Source organism: Stenotrophomonas sp. 1337, from assembly GCF_031455455.1.
GTDB lineage: Bacteria > Pseudomonadota > Gammaproteobacteria > Xanthomonadales > Xanthomonadaceae > Stenotrophomonas > Stenotrophomonas indicatrix.
On sequence record NZ_JAVDSR010000002.1, the window covers coordinates 39,460 to 56,214 of the forward strand.

16 protein-coding genes are annotated in these 16,755 nt (G+C 66.7%); 10 read left to right on the top strand and 6 right to left on the bottom strand.

The genetic code is table 11. From position 1 onward, the window contains the following. Window positions 1-242: 242 nt before the first annotated feature. Window positions 243-1,250 carry a zinc-binding alcohol dehydrogenase family protein gene (locus tag J2X70_RS04120; protein WP_309909097.1) on the bottom strand — a complete coding sequence of 336 codons (1,008 nt, stop codon included), beginning with the start codon at window positions 1,248-1,250 and terminating at the stop codon, window positions 243-245. Between the two features lie 89 nt (window positions 1,251-1,339). Between J2X70_RS04120 and J2X70_RS04125 the strand changes: the two genes are divergently transcribed. Together J2X70_RS04125 and leuE are read left to right on the top strand one after the other, a co-directional pair. Further along, entirely contained in the window at window positions 1,340-2,314 is a 975-nt protein-coding gene (locus J2X70_RS04125; protein ID WP_081794606.1) for a LysR family transcriptional regulator, read from the top strand. 12 nt (window positions 2,315-2,326) lie between these two features. Continuing rightward, window positions 2,327-2,956, top strand: a complete 630-nt coding sequence (gene leuE / locus J2X70_RS04130; RefSeq protein WP_025875614.1) for a leucine efflux protein LeuE — start codon at window positions 2,327-2,329, stop codon at window positions 2,954-2,956. Here leuE and J2X70_RS04135 read toward each other — a convergent pair. Next, entirely contained in the window at window positions 2,894-3,862 is a 969-nt protein-coding gene (locus J2X70_RS04135; RefSeq protein WP_051585166.1) for a LysR family transcriptional regulator, read from the bottom strand. The genes leuE and J2X70_RS04135 overlap by 63 nt on opposite strands. A gap of 98 nt (window positions 3,863-3,960) precedes the next feature. On the opposite strand from J2X70_RS04135, the gene J2X70_RS04140 reads away from it, so the two are divergent. From J2X70_RS04140 to J2X70_RS04150, 3 genes are all read left to right on the top strand, one after another. Further along, window positions 3,961-5,049 carry an aldo/keto reductase gene (locus J2X70_RS04140; protein ID WP_309909101.1) on the top strand — a complete coding sequence of 363 codons (1,089 nt, stop codon included), beginning with the start codon at window positions 3,961-3,963 and terminating at the stop codon, window positions 5,047-5,049. Between the two features lie 46 nt (window positions 5,050-5,095). After that, complete coding sequence (locus J2X70_RS04145; protein WP_309909103.1) at window positions 5,096-5,509, top strand: hypothetical protein; 414 nt, start codon at window positions 5,096-5,098, stop codon at window positions 5,507-5,509. 154 nt (window positions 5,510-5,663) lie between these two features. After that, a complete protein-coding gene (locus J2X70_RS04150; RefSeq protein ID WP_032978503.1) occupies window positions 5,664-7,091 on the top strand; it encodes an amino acid permease in 1,428 nt (475 codons plus the stop codon). Between the two features lie 117 nt (window positions 7,092-7,208). On the opposite strand, the gene J2X70_RS04155 is transcribed toward J2X70_RS04150, so the two are convergent. Continuing rightward, window positions 7,209-8,450 (bottom strand): dipeptidase, encoded by a 1,242-nt coding sequence (locus tag J2X70_RS04155; protein WP_309909105.1) that lies wholly within the window; start codon window positions 8,448-8,450, stop codon window positions 7,209-7,211. 156 nt (window positions 8,451-8,606) lie between these two features. On the opposite strand from J2X70_RS04155, the gene J2X70_RS04160 reads away from it, so the two are divergent. Both J2X70_RS04160 and J2X70_RS04165 read left to right on the top strand, forming a co-directional pair. Continuing rightward, window positions 8,607-9,425: a protein klaA gene (locus J2X70_RS04160; protein ID WP_032978497.1), complete on the top strand. Its 819-nt coding sequence runs from the start codon at window positions 8,607-8,609 to the stop codon at window positions 9,423-9,425. After that, window positions 9,422-10,288 (top strand): hypothetical protein, encoded by an 867-nt coding sequence (locus J2X70_RS04165; protein WP_263930117.1) that lies wholly within the window; start codon window positions 9,422-9,424, stop codon window positions 10,286-10,288. The genes J2X70_RS04160 and J2X70_RS04165 overlap by 4 nt, the downstream gene beginning before the upstream one ends. A 72-nt stretch (window positions 10,289-10,360) precedes the next feature. On the opposite strand, the gene J2X70_RS04170 is transcribed toward J2X70_RS04165, so the two are convergent. Continuing rightward, window positions 10,361-11,530 (bottom strand): class I SAM-dependent rRNA methyltransferase, encoded by a 1,170-nt coding sequence (locus J2X70_RS04170; protein ID WP_025875598.1) that lies wholly within the window; start codon window positions 11,528-11,530, stop codon window positions 10,361-10,363. A 350-nt stretch (window positions 11,531-11,880) separates the two neighbouring features. Between J2X70_RS04170 and J2X70_RS04175 the strand changes: the two genes are divergently transcribed. Both J2X70_RS04175 and J2X70_RS04180 read left to right on the top strand, forming a co-directional pair. Beyond that, complete coding sequence (locus tag J2X70_RS04175) at window positions 11,881-12,837, top strand: TerC family protein (RefSeq protein WP_025875596.1); 957 nt, start codon at window positions 11,881-11,883, stop codon at window positions 12,835-12,837. Between the two features lie 106 nt (window positions 12,838-12,943). Beyond that, the gene (locus J2X70_RS04180) at window positions 12,944-13,714 is read left to right on the top strand and encodes a rhomboid family intramembrane serine protease (RefSeq protein WP_025875594.1); all 771 of its coding nucleotides are present in this window, start codon (window positions 12,944-12,946) and stop codon (window positions 13,712-13,714) included. Window positions 13,715-13,757: 43 nt separating this feature from the next. Here J2X70_RS04180 and J2X70_RS04185 read toward each other — a convergent pair whose 3' ends face one another. Then, on the bottom strand, window positions 13,758-14,873 hold the full coding sequence (locus J2X70_RS04185; RefSeq protein ID WP_025875592.1) for a glycerophosphodiester phosphodiesterase: 1,116 nt from the start codon (window positions 14,871-14,873) through the stop codon (window positions 13,758-13,760). A 219-nt stretch (window positions 14,874-15,092) separates the two neighbouring features. Between J2X70_RS04185 and J2X70_RS04190 the strand changes: the two genes are divergently transcribed. After that, window positions 15,093-16,175 (top strand): beta family protein, encoded by a 1,083-nt coding sequence (locus J2X70_RS04190; RefSeq protein ID WP_234003403.1) that lies wholly within the window; start codon window positions 15,093-15,095, stop codon window positions 16,173-16,175. Here J2X70_RS04190 and J2X70_RS04195 read toward each other — a convergent pair. Next, entirely contained in the window at window positions 16,123-16,710 is a 588-nt protein-coding gene (locus J2X70_RS04195) for a sce7726 family protein (RefSeq protein WP_025875588.1), read from the bottom strand. The two genes, J2X70_RS04190 and J2X70_RS04195, sit on opposite strands and share 53 nt — an antisense overlap. Window positions 16,711-16,755: the final 45 nt, after the last annotated feature.

The window sequence follows — 16,755 nt, forward strand, 5'->3', positions numbered from 1 at the left end:
GCAGGGCGGCGCCCTGCACCCGCAGAGGCAACGTCAACATCAAGAGCTGGCGTTCCGTGGGATGGCGGGATGGCATGGATTTGCGGGACACGCCGTAAACCCGTCCATGGGGGCTCGTAGGCGCCATCCATGGCGCCTGCGGTCCCGCAAACCCATGCCACCCCGCCTTTCACGGATCTCCGCGATCTGCAGTAGATCCACGCCATGCGTGGATGATGGTCAGAGGCTGGGTTGGCCCGGCGTTACCAGCCTTCCAGCACGATCTTGCCCTTGGCCCGGTGGCTCTCCAGCAGCGCATGCGCGCGCCGCAGGTTGGCCGCGTCGATGCGCCCGAAGTGCTCGCCCAGCGTGGTCTGCAGCACGCCGGCATCGACCAGATCGGCCACCCGGTTCAGCAGTTCGTACTGGCGCTGCATGTCCGCGGTCCTGTACAGCGGTCGGGTGAACATGGATTCCCAGTGCAGCGACAGCGCCTTGCGCTTGAGCGCCATCACATCGATCTGGCCCGGATCATCGATCAGCCCCAGCTGCCCCTGCGGTGCCAGCAGCTCGACGAGCTGCGCATAGTGCTGGTCGGTGTGGGTCAGGCTGGCCACATGGTCCACCTGGGTGATGCCCAGCCGGGCCAGGCCCTCGGCCAGCGGCCGGGTGTGGTCGACCACATGGTGCGCGCCCATCGCCTGCACCCAGTCCTGGGTCTCCGGGCGCGAGGCGGTGCCGATCACCGTCAGCTTCGTCAGCCTGCGCGCCAACTGCACCAGGATCGAACCCACGCCACCCGCTGCACCGATCACCAGCAGGGTCTGGCCCTCGCCGCCGCCTTCGGCGATGCGCAGGCGGTCGAACAGCAGTTCCCATGCGGTGATCGCGGTCAACGGCAGCGCCGCAGCGGCGGCATCGTCCAGGCTGGCCGGCTTGCGGCCAACGCTGCGCTCGTCCACCAACTGGTACTCGGCATTGCTGCCCGGGCGATCGATCACACCGGCGTAGTACACCGCATCGCCGGGCTGGAACAGGGTCACCTCGCTGCCGACCGCTTCGACCACACCGACCGCATCCCACCCCAGCACGCGCGGGCCGTCGGTGGCGGCGCCGCGCCGCACCTTGGCGTCGACCGGATTCACCGCCACCGCGCGCACCGCCACCCGCAGGTCGCGCGGGCCCGGCTGGGGCAGGGGCAGGTCGAGATCGATCAGGGCCTGCGGGTCGTCGATCGGCAGGCCGGCTTGGGTGTAGGCAATGGCACGCATGGGGGATATCCAGGGAGGAGAGACCACAGCGTGCGCCGTGCGCAGGGGGGCGGAAAGGCGCAGAATCGGTCAACACTTTCACTGCAGCAATGAAAATGGTCCGCTTCGACGATCTGCAGCTGTTTGTCCGTACCGCCGCGCTGGGCAGCTTCTCCCAGGCCGCGCGCGAGGCCGACCTGCTGCCGGGCCAGGTTGCCGCGGCGGTGGCGCGACTGGAACGCGAACTGGACCTGCGCCTGTTCGTACGCACCACCCGCAGCCTGCGGCTGACCGCCGAAGGCGCGCTGTATCTGCCCTACGCACAGGAGGTTCTGAGCACCCTGCGCGAAGGCCAGGCGCGGGTGCAGGGCGAGGACGCCGAACTGCACGGCACCCTGCAGTTGTCGGCGCCGTCGGACTTCGGCCGCAACCTGCTGCTGCCGTGGCTGACCGCGTTCCGCGCGGCGCATCCACGGCTGCGCCTGCACCTGCGCCTGTCCGACGAAGTGGCCGACGTGTTCCGCGACCCGGTCGACGTGGCCATCCGCATCGGCCACTTCGACGACGCCAGCTACGTCGCCCTGCCCTTGCTGGAACAGAACCGGCGGGTGCTGGCTGCGTCGCCCGGGTACCTGCGGCGGCGTGGCACGCCCAGCCGCCTGGAAGATCTGCGCGAGCATGATTGCCTTGTCTACCAGCTCGGCGGCCGCGCCTACGATCGCTGGTCGTTCGAGATTGAGGGGCGCCGCGTGGTGATCCCGGTGCGCGGGCCACTGGTCTGCGACGACGCCGACGTGGTGCGGCGCTGGGCGGTCGCCGGCGAGGGCATCACCTACAAGTCCTGGCTGGACGTCCGCGACGACGTGCTGGAAGGGCGCCTGCAGGTGCTGCTGGATGGCATCGGCAGCCACATTCCCCTGCAGCTGGTCTGCCCCCATCGCAAGCAGTTCTCACCGGCGGTGCGGCAACTGCACGCGCAGCTGCGCCAGCATCTGCAACCGCTGCTGTCCGCCATGCCCGGCAATGGCGACACGCCCCTGTCGCCTGCGCCAGCACTGGCCGACAATGGCGCTCCCCCGTTGTAAGAGAGTCGCGCCATGCCGTGGATGGGCATCCAGGATCTGTGGACCTTCCTGCTCGCTGTGCTGGTGTTTCTGGCGCTGCCCGGGCCGGGCACCTTCACCCTGCTGACCGCTACCGGTCGCGGCGGTGTGCGCGGCGGCTACACGGCGCTGGCCGGCCTGCTGGTCGGCGACCAGATCCTGATGTGGCTGGCACTGGCCGGCGTGGCCGCGCTGCTGAAGGCCAATCCGACGGTGTTCCATGCCGTGCAGTATCTGGGCGCGGCGTATCTGGTGTGGGTCGGCATCAGCCTGTTGCGCACGCCCAAGGGTGACGGTGCCGACGTTGGCCCGGTGCGCATGCAGCCCGGACGCTACTTCCACCAGGCGATCCTGGTCAGCCTGCTCAATCCGAAGGCGATCCTGTTCTACATGGCCTTCCTGCCGTTGTTCATCGACCCGAAGGCCCACCAGGGCATCGCTACGTTCGCCGCGCTGGCCGGGATCATCTTCGTGGTCAGCATCGCCTACTGCTCGCTGCTGATCTGGGTCGGCAACCTGGCCCGCCGCCGGTTGATCCAGCACCCGCGGGTCAGCGATGCGCTACGGCGTGTTGCCGGCCTGTTCCTGGTCGGCTTCGGCATCCGCCTGGGCCTGAACGGCTGAGATCCCGTCGGCCTGGCAGGCCGCGCGCAGGTGGTCGATGAACACCCGCAGCTTGGGCGCCATATGCTCGCGCGCCGGGTAGTACAGATGAAAGCCGGGGAACGGCGGCTGCCAGTCCTCCAGCACGCTGCGCAGGCGGCCGGCAGCCAGGTCGTCGGCGACCAGTGAGGCGAACCCCTGCGCCATGCCCAGCCCAGCCAGCACCGCCGCATAGGCCAGTTCGGCATCGTTGAACACCAGCCGGCCCTCGACGGCTACGTCCAGGTCACGCCCCTCACGGCTGAATTCCCAAGGCATCAGCCGGCCATTGGCGCGGCGATGGACGATACAGTCGTGGCCCTGCAGCTCCTGCGGGCTCTGCGGCACACCGTGGCGCGCGAAGTAGCCCGGCGTGGCCACCACCACCTGGCGCTCGGGCGGCCCGATCGGCACCGCGATCATGCCCTGCGCCAACGATTCCCCCAGGCGGATGCCTGCGTCGAAACCCTCGGCGACCAGATCGGTCAACGCCGGTTCCACGCACAGTTCCACCTCCACCTGCGGATACCGGGCCAGGAAGGACGGCAGCGCCGGCAGGACCCGGCGCTCGGCAACGATGCGTGGCAGGGTGATGCGCAGCCGACCGGCCGGCACGGTCCGCGCGCTGTCCAGGTCCTCGAAGGCCGATTCGATCTGTGCCAGCCCGCCACGTACGCGCTGCAGGAAGCGCGCACCGTGCTCGGTCAGGCCCACCCGGCGCGTGGTCCGTTGCAACAGGCGCACGCCCATCCGCGCTTCCAGCGCGCGCACGCTCTGTGACAGTGCCGAGGTCGAAACACCAAGCGCATCTGCGGCGCGGGTAAAGCTGGCGTGGTCGGCCACGTGGACAAACGCGACCACCGCCGACAGCGGTGCGGAGGGATCCATTGTGAAGCCTTCCTTCATTGTCAGTTCGGCTGTGTCCAGTTTATCCACAGGATCATCGGGCGGATGCTTTCCCTCCCGGCGGCACACCGCCTCCTCCAATGGAATGCCACATGTCACTTGATCACTACCGCCTGCTCGGTCGCTCCGGCCTGCGTGTCAGCCCGATGGCGCTGGGCACGATGACCTTCGGTGCCGACTGGGGGTGGGGCGCGGACGAAGCCGAGGCCCGCCGCATCTTCGATGCCTACGTCGAACGCGGTGGCAACTTCGTTGATACCGCAAACAACTACACCAATGGCAGCGCCGAGACGCTGCTCGGACGATTCGCCCAAGGCCGCCGCGAACGGCTGGTCATCGCCAGCAAGTACACCCTGGCGACCGTGCCCGGCGATCCGAACAACGCCGGCAACCACCGCAAGAGCATGATGCGCTCGGTGGAGGACAGCCTGCGCCGGCTCGGCACCGACTACCTGGATCTGCTGTACATGCACGCCTGGGACGACACCACCGGGGTGGACGAGGTGATGCGCGGTTTCGACGATCTCGTGCGCAGCGGCAAGGTGCTGTATGCCGGCATCTCGGACACGCCGGCCTGGCAGATCGCCCGCATGCAGACCCTGGCCGACCTGCGCGGTTGGGCGCCACTGGTGGCCCTGCAGATCGAATACAGCCTGATCCAGCGCAGCGTCGAACAGGAGCTGCTGCCGATGGCCGAGGCGCTCGGGTTGGGCGTGGTGGCGTGGTCGCCGCTGGGCAGCGGGGTGCTGACCGGCAAGTACAGCGCGGCTGATCTCACCGCGGCCGAGCCGCTGGAGGCTACGCCGGGCGGTTCCCGGCGCAACGTGGCCCTCATCAATGGCGCGTTGACGCCGCGTTCGTTGAACATCGCCGGGGAAGTCGCTGCCGTCGCAGCGGAACTGTCGCACTCGGCTGCGCAGGTCGCTCTGGCCTGGCTGCTGCAACGACCCGCGGCCGGGGCCATGCCGATCGTCGGTGCACGCACCCTGGACCAGTTCGAACACAACCTGGCGGCGCTGGATCTGGCGCTGCCGGCTGAGGCGCTGGCACGGCTGGATGCGATCAGCGCGGTCGCGCCTGCCTTCCCGCACGACTTCCTGCAGATGCCGCTGCCACGCATGCTGATGAGCGGTGGTACGCGTCTGCAGCCACGCGCGCTGGGCAGGTAACAGCGGGGGCGCGCTATGCTGGCGCCCCTCGTTGGACAAGAGCGCCATGGCCGCAACACCAACGCTCGCGGTCGCAGCAGCCCTGGTGCTGCTGCTTGCCAGTGGACCGGCCACGGCCGCACCGGACCACCGCTGCCTCAGCGGTGGCCGCGACAACACGATCCACCTGGAATGGCGCTGGCTGGACGATGGCCGCGCCGATGTGCGCTATGCCGGGCACAGCGAGCGCCTGCCACTGCGCCGGATCTCCGAACAGACCACGGTGCTGGACGAAGACCGCCCCTACCAGTTCGATACCGTCTGGGAAGAGCGCGTGGACGGTCGCATCAACGGTCACTACACACTGAGCACGCAGGGCGCACGGATCTACAGCTTCAGCTACGTGCGTGCCCGGGACGGTCGCCGCACGGACTTCGACGAAGACGTCAACGCCTTTCAGGACGACGGCTGTCACTGGTAGGCGCCTGCGCTGAGGCCGTTTGTGCCGTTTCCGGCAGAGTGTTCAGCGTCCAGCGCGCGCTGTGTCGGCCATGACCCCCGTCAGTGGCAATGCTGCGCTGCGTTCGGTCACACTCGGGGACTTGTCGTTCTCAGTCACCCCTTCCGAGGCCTGCATGTCCCTGCTCCGGCGCAAGTCCCTAGATTCCGTCACCGTCCATGAAGCCGGCCGGCGTCTGGTCCCGACCCTCAGCTGGCCGCACCTGATCGCGCTGGGCATCGGCGCCATCGTCGGCACCGGCATCTACACCCTGATCGGCGTGGGTGCCGACCGCGCTGGCCCGGCCGTGCTGATCTCCTTCGCCATCGCCGGCGCGGTGTGTGCCTGCGCGGCATTGGCCTATGCAGAGCTGTCCACGATGATGCCTGCCGCCGGCAGTGCCTATACCTACAGCTACAGTGCCCTGGGCGAAGTGTTTGCCTGGGTGGTGGGCTGGAGCCTGATCCTGGAGTACTCGCTGGTGGTGAGTACCGTGGCGGTCGGCTGGTCCGGCTATTTCGTCGGCTTCCTGGAATGGGTACATACCCAGTTCGGCTGGGACCTGCGCCTGCCGGCGATGCTCGCGGCAGGCCCGCACGTCGATGGCGGCATGATCAACCTGCCCGCCATCGTCATCACCTGGCTGGTGGCCCTGATGCTGATGGCCGGTACCAAGGAAAGCGCCACCCTCAACGCGATCCTGGTCGTGTTCAAGCTGATCGCGCTGGCGATCTTCGTGGCGGTGGCCCTGCCGGCGTTCGACGCCAACAACCTGCAGCCGTTCATGCCTTACGGATTCGCCAAGACGCTGGGCCCGGATGGCGTCGAGCGCGGCGTGATGGCGGCGGCGGCGATCATCTTCTTCGCGTTCTACGGCTTCGACGCGATCTCCACCGCCGCCGAAGAAACCAAGAACCCCGGGCGCGACCTGTCCATCGGCATCATCGGCTCGATGGTCGGCTGCACCATCGTGTACGTGCTGGTGGCGCTGGCTGCGATTGGTGCGATGAGCTACACCGTGTTCGGCCAGAGTGCCGAGCCGCTGGCATTGATCATGCGCCAGCTGGGCCAGCCCACCGCCGCGATGCTGATCGGCGTGATCGCGATCATCGCCCTGCCGACCGTGCTGCTGGCCTTCCTGTACGGCCAGAGCCGCATCTTCTTCGTCATGAGCCGCGATGGACTGCTGCCGCGTGGCCTGTCCAAGGTCAACGCACGTACCGGCACGCCGGTGGCGACCACGCTGTTCACCGCCCTGGTGGTGTCGGCACTGGCCGGCGTTGCACGCCTGGACGAGATCGCCGCACTGGCCAATGCCGGTACCCTGGCCGCGTTCACCGCCGTTGGCATCTGCCTGGTGGTGCTGCGCGTGCGTGAGCCGAACCGCGAGCGTACATTCCGCACGCCGTTGGCCTTCATTGTCGGCCCGCTGGCGGCGCTGGGCTGCATCTACCTGTTCATCAGCCTGCCGCACACCACCCAGCTGTACTTCCTGGCGTGGAACGTGGTCGGCCTGGTGCTGTACTTCGCCTACAGCCGTCGCAACGCGCTGATCGGCCGGTAAAGGCAGCGCCGGGCCATGCCCGGCGGTCTTTGGGTCGTGCCGGCCGCTGGCCGGCAACCTTCGTATCAATTGGCTGCATGCAGTTGCCGGCCAGCGGCCGGCACTACCGCAGGGCGGCTAACCGCCCTGCTTTGCCGCATGGTCCTGCGCCTGGCGCATCACCCGCAGCAGGTTGCCGCCCCAGATCGCGGCGATCTGTTGTTCGCTGTACCCCTTGCGCAGCAGCCACGCGGTGATCTTCGGCAGCTGGCTGACATCGGGCAGGTCGCTCAGGCCACCACCGCCATCCCAGTCCAGACCGATGCCGACGTGCTCGGGGCCGACCACCTTCAGGATGTGCTCGAAATGGGCGAAGAAGTCGTCCAGGCTGGCGTGGCGCACAGGGTGTTCGTGGTCCAGTGCGTGCTCGGCCTTCTGCAGCGCCACGCCCTGTTCGATGGTCATGCCTTCCCAGCCACCCAGCTGCTTGCTCAGGGCTTCTTCGGCCTGCTTGCGCTCGGGCGACTTGGCGGTGTCGATCAGGTAGCCGCCATACGCGTTCACCTGGATCACCCCACCAGCCTTGGCCAGCTTGCGCAGGCGCGCGTCATCAAGATTGCGTGGGTGGTCGTAGACCGCCTTGGCCGAGCTGTGCGACAGCACGAACGGCACCGGCATCATCGCCAGCAGATCGTCGAACACGGCATCGGAGGCGTGCGACTGGTCGATGACGATGCCCAGCTTCACCGCCTCGCGCACCAGGTCCTTGCCAGCCGGGCTCAGGCCCTTCCATTCAGCCCCCTTGGGATCGGTGGCCGAATCGGCGAACTCGTTGTTGGCGAAGTGCACGGTGCTGAGCAGGCGCAGGCCCGCCCGGTGATAGAACGACAGCAGGCTGGGATCGGCCACCAGCGGACTGGCGTTCTCCATGCTGATGTAGACCACGCGCTTGCCGGCGGCCTTGATCCGCGCCGCGTCATCGGCGGTCAGCGCCAATGCGAAGCGCTCGGGATTGGCGGCCAGCATCTGCCGGATCTCCAGCAACCGCTGCAGGCCGTGGTCGCGCTCGGCCAGATGCGCGGCGGCCGTGCGGTCGCCCTGGTCGGTATAGATCGCCCAGAAGCCGCCATCAAGCGCACCTTCGACCATGCGCGGGTAGTCCACCTGCGAGAGTGCATTGCGGTCGTGCCGCTGCTCGATGTCGAAGCCGGTGCGGCCGAAATTGGCCGGCGTATCCAGATGACTGTCCAGGGTCAGCAAGCGCTGCTGCAGTGCCTTGGCACGGGCCAGCTCCTGCGCGCTGAAGTCGATGGCATGGGCGGACAGCGGCGCACTCAGCGCCAGGGCGACCAGCAGGGACAGACGACGCAACGACGGCATGGGCATCCACCGGCAATGGGAAGGACACGACCATAGCGCCGCGACGGCCAACGCCGGTAGTGCCGTATTGATCCGCCGGCTCCATTACACTCGCCGGCAGCCGATAAATCAGCGTGCAGCACCGCGTGCTGCGTCGACCATGGAATGGAAGCATCGATGTCGAACTCCCAGCCTCCAGCGCTGCCCGCGCAGGGCCAGGCGCCTGTCCCCGCCAGCACGGTCACCGTCGAACAGCTCAAGCGTGATGTGCTGCCAACGTTGTTTGCCGGGCGTACCGACATCGGCCGCTATGGCCCGGCCGACCTGGCCAGCGCCAGCGCCGAGCCGGCCTGGCAGGATGGCAGCGCCAACGCACTGGCCCAGGCGCTTGCCGAACTGGTCAGCCGGCTGTCCGAACATGATCCCAATGCGCTGCTGCAGCGCGCGGGATGGTGGGAGCGGTTCACCGGTGCCGATATCGAAGAACGCCTGCGCCGTCGCATTGCCATGGGCAGCAACGGCGACGTCCTGGCCAGGATCGAGCGCGAAGCCATCGCCGTGCGGGCCAGCGTCGATCGACTGGATGCGCAGCTGCTCGAGCATGACGTGCAGGGGGTGCGACTGCAGGTGTACATCGATGCAGGCGTGCAGTTCCTGCAGGAGCTGCCAGCGGCCGTCGACAGCGACGATGGCGCGCCGGTGCTCGACCGTCCGGTCGAGCGGCTGCAACGCCGCGTAGCCAACCTGACCGCGCTGCTGGCCAGCCATTCGATGAGCCGGATGCAGGTGCAGCTGGCACGCAGCCATGCCATCGACCTGCTGGACCGTTACAGCGAGACGGTGCAGATCCTGCTGCCGATCTGGCGCCAGACCATCCAGGCGCTGCACAACAGCGACAACGCCAGCCCGCAGATGATCGCCAGCGCGGCCCAGGCACAGGACCAGCTGAAACAGGCCCTGCAGCAGTTGCTGCGCACATCGGCGGTGCCGGCATGAGCGCGCCGGTACGCGATCCGCTGCAGATCCCGCCGGATCTGCAGGCGCGGGTGGAAGCTGTTCCGGGCCTGCGCGCGTTCTACCGGCGGGCCTCGCTGCTGCGGGTCTTCGGCTTGGCCTGCCTTCCGCTGGCGGCAACGGCGCTGTCCTACATGGCGCTGGCATTTACCGGCACCGAGCTGGGCCCCCCGTCGTGGGCACAGGTGCCGGCCGGCTATGGGTCGAAGGACACGGGCAGGCAGTTGCTCATCCTGCTGGTCATGACCCCCTTGCTGCTGGTGTGGATGTTCTTCGGCGTGCGCGACCTGCTCAGCCGCCATCGCCTTCGCCGCTTCGCCTGGTCATTCGCGCTGGGTTCGATGCTGCTGTGCGGTGCCTGGGGAAGCATGGGCATCACCGCACCCGCCATCGGCCAGGGCGATCGCCTCGACCATCGCCAGCTGGACGCGCTGATCGCCAGTCCAGACTTCAGCGGCTTCAGCCCCCAGTGGCAGGCCTATCTGCGTGCACAGCAGGAGCTTCCCTACGGCGTCGCCTCGTCGGCCGTGGTCGCCACTGCCCGTGCGTTGGCCAATGGCGAAGACATAGGTGTTCCGGTATCGCCGGCAATGCAGTCCCGCTTCGAGAAGGCAGCAGGGCTGCCCCGCTCTGAACGGTCGCAGCGATGGCATCAGCAGCGTCTGCTGGGCTGGCTTCTGTTCGACGTCGGCTGGGTGCTCGCGCTGCTCGCGGTTCCGGCGCTGCTGGCGCTGGGCGCGGTGGCGATCGTGCTCGGCCACCATCTGCGGCGCAGGTCCGAGGTGATCAACGGGTTGCTGCAGCAGCTGCAGCCGGTTCCTGCGCCGCCACGCGCGCAGCCCTGAGGCTGGCGCGCGGGGGCAGTCTTCGGCGCTGTGTGGGGGAGCCGGGCATCGCCCGGCTCCACACCCCGTAGGTCAGTCCACCACGCGGCAGAACACGGCCTTCAGGTAACGCGATTCCTGCACGTGGGCCATGAACGGATGGTCCGGGCCGGCGCCGGCCACCTTCAGGATCTGGATGGTGCGGCCGGAGAAGTACGCCGCACGACGCAGCATGTCCAGGAACTGGTCCTCGGCCACCAGGCCGGTGCAGGAGAACGTGGCGAACAGGCCACCGGGCTTGACCACGCCCAGCGCCAGCTTGTTCATGTCCAGGTACTTCTTCAGCGCGGTGATGACCTGGTCGCGGTCGCGGGTCATCTTCGCCGGGTCCAGGATCACCACGTCGTACTGCTCACCGCGGTTGGCCGCATCGCGCAGCCACGGGAAGATGTCGGACTGGACGAACTTCGGGCGCACGTTGTTCAGACGTGAATTGCCCTTGGCGATCTGGATGACGTCCTCATCGATGTCGATGCCGACCACTTCCGATGCACCGCGCGCGGCCGCGTACACGGCGAAACCGCCGGTGTTGCAGCACAGGTCGAGCACGCTCTTGCCTTCCACCTGCTGGCTCAGCCACTCACGGTTCTCGCGCTGGTCGGCGAAGAAACCGGTCTTGTGCGCACCGGCCGGGTCGGCGCGGAACTTGATGCCGTACTCGGTGATCACCGACGCTTCGGTGGTGGTGTTGCCGTGGAAATCGAAGCTTTCCTGCTTCTGCACGTGTTCGTCGGCGAAGCTGTGGAAGCGGCAACCCGGGAACTGTTCACGCAGGGCGTCGTAGATCCATTCGCGGTGGCGGAACATGCCGGCGGCGAAGAACTCCACCACCACCAGGTCGCCGTAGCGGTCGACCACCAGGCCGGACAGGCCATCGCCCTCGCTGTGCACCACGCGCCAGGCGTCGGACACCGCATCGAGCTTGAGCACCTCACGACGCAGCGACACCGCCTGGGCGATCTTGCGCGAGAACCAGCCGGCATCCAGCGGGATCTGCGGGTCGGTTTCGAGGATGCGTACGGCAATACGCGAATGCCCGTTGTAGAAGCCACGGCCGATGAACTCGCCATCCACGCCGACGACATCGACGAGGGAGCCGGGCTTGGGCCGGACGGTCGGCTTCTCGACCAGTTTCTGGAAGATCCACGGGTGGCTGGAACGCCACGCGTTCTTGAGGCGGACAACGGGAAGGGGGGTATTCATCCACCTATTGTAAACCGGGCGCCGGGGTCAGATCCCCACAGGGGCTCTGACCCCTTGGTCGTTGTGGGAATGGGGTCGGAGCCCCCTGCGGGGATCCGACCCCGGCCAGCATTTGACGCCGGCCCGGCCAGGCCGCAGAATCGGCGGCAGAAGGGGAGTAGCTCCCAGACGTTGTGGCCGTCAATTCGAGCCCGCAGGCTCCGGTGCAACGGCAGTTCCGGCCCATCGGAACTGCGAGCGAGACCTTCGCCGTACTGGCGAAGCTCTGTCCCTGGATCCCCTCTCGATCCTCCGTTGCAGATCCTCGCCGTCCGGCTTGAGGCATTTTTCATTTCCCAACGGACAAACCCATGCAGACGATCGGTAATTTGTGGTTGTGGGGCGGCTTCGCAGCGGTGGTGGTCATCGCCCTGCTGGTCGACCTCGTATTGATGCGCCACGGTGGCCCGCACAAGGTCACTTTCAAGGAAGCCCTGTGGTGGTCCATCGGCTGGGTCGCGCTGGCGCTGGCCTTCAACGGCGGCCTCTGGTTCTACCTGAACGAGACCGCCGGCCAGGTCGTGGCCAACAAGGTCGGCCTGGAGTTCCTGACCGGCTATCTGGTCGAGAAGGCGCTGGCGGTGGACAACATCTTTGTCTTCCTGATGATCATGAGCTACTTCGCGGTGCCGGAGGAACAGCGCCAGAAGGTGCTTATCATCGGCATCCTGGGCGCGATCGTGCTGCGTACGATCATGATCTTCGCCGGTAGCGTGCTGATCACCCAGTTCCACTGGCTGCTCTATGTATTCGGCGCCTTCCTGCTCTTCACCGGCTGGAAGATGTGGTTCGCCGCGGGCCAGGAGCCTGACCTGGAAGCCAACCCGGCCCTGCGCTGGATGCGCAAGCACCTGCGCCTGCTGCCGGACTACGAAGGCAACGCGATGAGCGTCAAGCGCGACGGCGTGCGCTGGTTCACCCCGCTGTTCGCGGTGCTGATCCTGATCGCAGTGACCGACGTGATCTTCGCGGTGGACAGCATCCCGGCGATCTTCGCGATCACCACCGACCCGTTCATCGTGCTGACCTCCAACGTGTTCGCGGTGCTCGGCCTGCGTGCGATGTTCTTCCTGCTGGCCGGCATGGCCGACCGCTTCCACCTGCTGCCGTACGGCCTGGCCCTGGTGCTGGCCTTCATCGGCATCAAGATGATGATCATCGACCTGTTCAAGATCCCGACCCCGATCTCGCTGGGCGTGGTCGCGGTGATCATCGCCGCCACGGTGGTGCTGAGCCTGAAGAACCCGCCGAAGGAAGGCGGCGCCTGATCCTGGCCGATTGAACGCTGCGACCGGTGGATTGTCCCGCCGGTCGCAGCCACTCTCCCGCAGCGGTGGCCTTGGTTTCGCGCCGGCCACCGCCATTGCTGAGGGTATGAACACGAACGCGCCCCTGCCCGCCGGCGACGCGCCGGCCGCCCGCAACGACCGCACGCGCATCCTGCGCGCCTTCAATGCCAGCCTGGCCGCCGTGCTGGTGCTGGTGGCCGTGTTCGCCCTGCAGGACCATTTCGACTGGCGGCCCTGGGCGGTCGCACCGTTGGAAGCCAAGGGCCTGCTTGGCCTGATCGGCGGACCGCTGCTGCATGGCTCGGTCGAACACATCGCCGCCAACAGCTTCGCCATCCTGATCCTCGGCACCCTGGCCGGCAGCGTCTATCCCAAAGCCACGCTGCGTGCCCTGCCCCTGCTGTGGCTGGGCTCGGGCATCGGTGCGTGGATGCTCGGCAACCCCGGCAGCTTCCATCTCGGCGCCAGTGGCGTCACCCACGGCCTGATGTTCCTGCTGGCCAGCCTTGGCCTGCTGCGCCGCGACCGCGCGGCGATCGCCACCGGGCTGATCGGCATGCTGTTCTACGGCGGCATGTTGATGACCGTGCTGCCGCATGCCGACGGTGTGTCCTGGCAGTCGCACATGGGCGGAGCCTTCGCCGGCATCATCGCCGCGCTGCTGTTCCGCAACGCCGACCCGCTGCCGCCGCGCCCGCGTTACAGCTGGGAGGACGAGGAAGACGAGGTCGAGCCGCTGGCCGATGACGAACTCGAGCCGCCGTCGCCGCAGCGCGTGCCGGTGCTGTGGCAGCCGCGCGAAGGGCAGGACTATGTGGTGATCCCGTTCCGCCGGCCGGAAGACCCGCGCGGTTGATCGGGTGGATACGCCGGGCCATGCCCGGCGGCATTGACGCCGGTCAGTCCGCCGCGTTCGCCGCCGCGCCCATTCCATCCACCGCCTGCCGGCCCAATGCCGGGTCATCGGTGAAGAAGGCATCGATGCCGGTCGCCAGGTAGGCACGCATCTCCGCGATCGACCCCTCCGCGTTGCGCGCATTGTCCGCGCCCTTGCGCAGGTTGCTGGCCTGGAAGTGGTTCTCCGGGCGGAAGGTGTACGGAATCACCATCAGGCCCACCGCGTGCGCATCGCGCACGAGCGCCGTCGGCGTGCCCAGCGCACCGTTGGCATCCAGCGGGATGATCGAGCGCAGCTCCGGGCCGATGCCGTCGGCATAGGCCGCGATGTCCTTCAGCCCCGCCGGTGTCATCATCTGCGCATAGGTCAGCGCGCCGCCGGCCTTGGCGATGTCGGCCGGCTGGGTATCGCCCTTCCACAGCAGCTGCAACAGGCGGATGTTGCTGCCACGCGGGATCTTGCCGCGCAGGTAGCGCAGGTTGGCCGTCTCGAACGACTGGATGGTGACCGGGCCGACGTTGGTATAGGCGTTGCCGCGCAGCGCGGCCAGCAGCGTGTCTTCCATCGGCAGGCCGATCGACTGGAAGTAGGTCGGGTGCTTGATCTCCGGCACCAGGCCGATGCCACGGTTGGCACGACCGGCCTGCTGGACCAGGAACGCCAGGATCTCGTCCAGGCTGGCAATGCGGAACTGGCCGTCGTAGGCAGTGCTGCGGAACTCCGGCAGGCGCTCGCGGGCGTACAGCGTCTTCAGCTCGGCCAGGGTGAAGTCTTCGGTGAACCAGCCTTCGACCGTCTGCCCGTCGATGACCTTGCGGGTCTTCCGCTTGGCGAATTCCTTGTGCTCGGCCACATCGGTTGTGCCACCGATCTCGTTCTCATGGCGGGCCACCATCACCCCGTCCTTGGTCATCACCAGGTCCGGTTCGATGTAATCGGCACCGTCGGCGATGGCCTGCGCATAGGCCGCCAGCGTGTGCTCGGGCAGCAGCGCGCTTGCACCGCGGTGGCCGTAGACCGACACCTTGTGTGCGGCCGGAGGGGAGGATTCAGCACTCATGGCCACCGATGGTGCCACGGCCAGCGACAACAGCAACGCACGACCCCACGACTTCACTGCGACTTCCCCAAGCGGTTTGTGATGGGCGTCAGTATGCGGCGGGAATGTGACAGGTTGGGGGAGCTGGGGCCGGCTGCCTGCGGTTGGCCAATGATCGCGGTGACCGCCATTCGGATTGGATTCTGCAATTTTTCCGATTGAACCGCGGAAACGATGGGTCATAGCCTCGACTGACCAACACCGATGTTGGCGGAGGATCGGACCATGGAGAAAACAATGTACGTGCCTATCCTGAAATGGCGACAAGGTGAGTACCTCGCGGTAGGTCGTACACGCGAGACCATAAAGGACTGGATGTATCCCCTGTTCGAGATCCCGGTTGAACAGTGGGACTTCGAGAACGAGACACCCGCCAAGTCGCTTGATGATCACCTGAAGAATGTCGGCAAGCGACTGAGCACCAATTGGAAGAAACGCCGTTGCCTGTTCGATTCACCGCATCTTGCCGGCGACGACACGATGGCCAATGGAGACCATCACCTCGCGCGCGTCTTCGATCTCGCACGGGCGTCGGGCTGCCAGGCCATTCCGGTAACCGGTATCGGCCGGCATCTGGCGTATCAGCAGGCAGTCGCCAGCATCATCGCCCAGGATGATCGTGGGTGCGGACTGCGCCTGGTTCCCGATGATCTGGAAGGCAGTCCTCTGGCGAAGATCGACGGCTTGTTGCATCTCCTGGGTGTAGCCCCGGAGCAAGTGGACATCGTTCTGGACAGTACGGCAGATGTCGCAGATTCTCCGACCCTGCAGGCATCGGTCTGGCAGGCATGGATCGCTGGATTGCCCTACATCAGCCGATGGAGATCGCTCACCGTGGCCGGTGGCAGCTTCCCTGCAAGCCTGAGCCCGTCAGCAGGCTATCGCCCTCATGGTGACGTTCACCGTCGCGAATGGCGGGGGTACACCCGACTGACAGCCGGTGCCCTGCAGCGTCAGCCATGGTTCGGTGACTACGGATGCGCGTCACCACAGACGGAGATGATGGACCCACGCCTGTTCGACCCGAATGCAAAGATCAAGTACACGATCGATGACCAGTGGCGGATCATCGTCGGCACCCAGGTCAAGCGCAATGGCCGAGACCAGTATCGCGACCTGTGCAGGCACCTGATTTCTGATCGCCCGGTGGTATTCATGGGGCGAACTTACAGTGCTGGCGACGAGTACATCGAAGATTGCGCCAACAACGTCGCCAGTACAGGCGGAAGTTCGACCTGGCCAACGGTGGCGACCAATCACCACCTGACTAAGGTTGTTCGCGACCTCGCCAATCTGTCCGGCGCTTCAACTGTTCCCTGACCAGCGTGCGGATCTCGGCGAGGCTGTATACCTCTCCAAGCCGCTCACACAGCGCTGTGCGATTGCCGCGCAGCGCTGCCTTGTCCGGGTTCCGTGCACAGATCAGTGTCGTGATCTCATCACGCCAGAGAAGGGCGGCAACGTCCATCCCATTGACCGACGGATTGAGCCTGGCGGGTCGCAAAAGCTCCATTCGCACCGCATTACGCGCGCCGCGCGATACAGTGCGAACGCCCCACCACTCCGGCAGGACCTCCATCGCGTGGTCAAGATGCCGCTGCCCCACGACAATCGTCGCTTTGTCGAGAACGTTTGAATAGAACTGCTGCTGCATGGGAAGCCTGCGCAGCGTGTCCACGTCGCTCTTGATCTCGTAGCCGTGCAGGTGACCGTTGATGACGCAGACATCAACCCGACAGGCACCGCGAGCAAGCCCCATCTCCTCCACGACCAGCGTATTGGGATTGGCAACGTGCTCAGCGATCACCTTCCGAAGGAGCGCGGATCTGACGTCGCTGTCGGTTATCGGGTCCATTGTCGAATCGTACCAAGAGGGAGTCGCTGTACTGCATGAAATCCA

Excerpts from the sequence above, each read along its gene's own strand:
- J2X70_RS04125 (WP_081794606.1), top strand. The coding sequence starts at position 1,340 with ATGAAAATGGTCCGCTTCGACGATCTGCAGCTGTTTGTCCGTACCGCC.
- J2X70_RS04180 (WP_025875594.1), top strand. The coding sequence starts at position 12,944 with ATGAACACGAACGCGCCCCTGCCCGCCGGCGACGCGCCGGCCGCCCGC.
- J2X70_RS04120 (WP_309909097.1), bottom strand. The coding sequence starts at position 1,250 with ATGCGTGCCATTGCCTACACCCAAGCCGGCCTGCCGATCGACGACCCG.
- J2X70_RS04165 (WP_263930117.1), top strand. The coding sequence starts at position 9,422 with ATGAGCGCGCCGGTACGCGATCCGCTGCAGATCCCGCCGGATCTGCAG.
- J2X70_RS04145 (WP_309909103.1), top strand. The coding sequence starts at position 5,096 with ATGGCCGCAACACCAACGCTCGCGGTCGCAGCAGCCCTGGTGCTGCTG.
- J2X70_RS04195 (WP_025875588.1), bottom strand. The coding sequence starts at position 16,710 with ATGGACCCGATAACCGACAGCGACGTCAGATCCGCGCTCCTTCGGAAG.
- J2X70_RS04140 (WP_309909101.1), top strand. The coding sequence starts at position 3,961 with ATGGAATGCCACATGTCACTTGATCACTACCGCCTGCTCGGTCGCTCC.
- J2X70_RS04175 (WP_025875596.1), top strand. The coding sequence starts at position 11,881 with ATGCAGACGATCGGTAATTTGTGGTTGTGGGGCGGCTTCGCAGCGGTG.
- leuE (WP_025875614.1), top strand. The coding sequence starts at position 2,327 with ATGCCGTGGATGGGCATCCAGGATCTGTGGACCTTCCTGCTCGCTGTG.
- J2X70_RS04190 (WP_234003403.1), top strand. The coding sequence starts at position 15,093 with ATGTACGTGCCTATCCTGAAATGGCGACAAGGTGAGTACCTCGCGGTA.
- J2X70_RS04155 (WP_309909105.1), bottom strand. The coding sequence starts at position 8,450 with ATGCCGTCGTTGCGTCGTCTGTCCCTGCTGGTCGCCCTGGCGCTGAGT.
- J2X70_RS04150 (WP_032978503.1), top strand. The coding sequence starts at position 5,664 with ATGTCCCTGCTCCGGCGCAAGTCCCTAGATTCCGTCACCGTCCATGAA.
- J2X70_RS04160 (WP_032978497.1), top strand. The coding sequence starts at position 8,607 with ATGTCGAACTCCCAGCCTCCAGCGCTGCCCGCGCAGGGCCAGGCGCCT.
- J2X70_RS04135 (WP_051585166.1), bottom strand. The coding sequence starts at position 3,862 with ATGGATCCCTCCGCACCGCTGTCGGCGGTGGTCGCGTTTGTCCACGTG.
- J2X70_RS04170 (WP_025875598.1), bottom strand. The coding sequence starts at position 11,530 with ATGAATACCCCCCTTCCCGTTGTCCGCCTCAAGAACGCGTGGCGTTCC.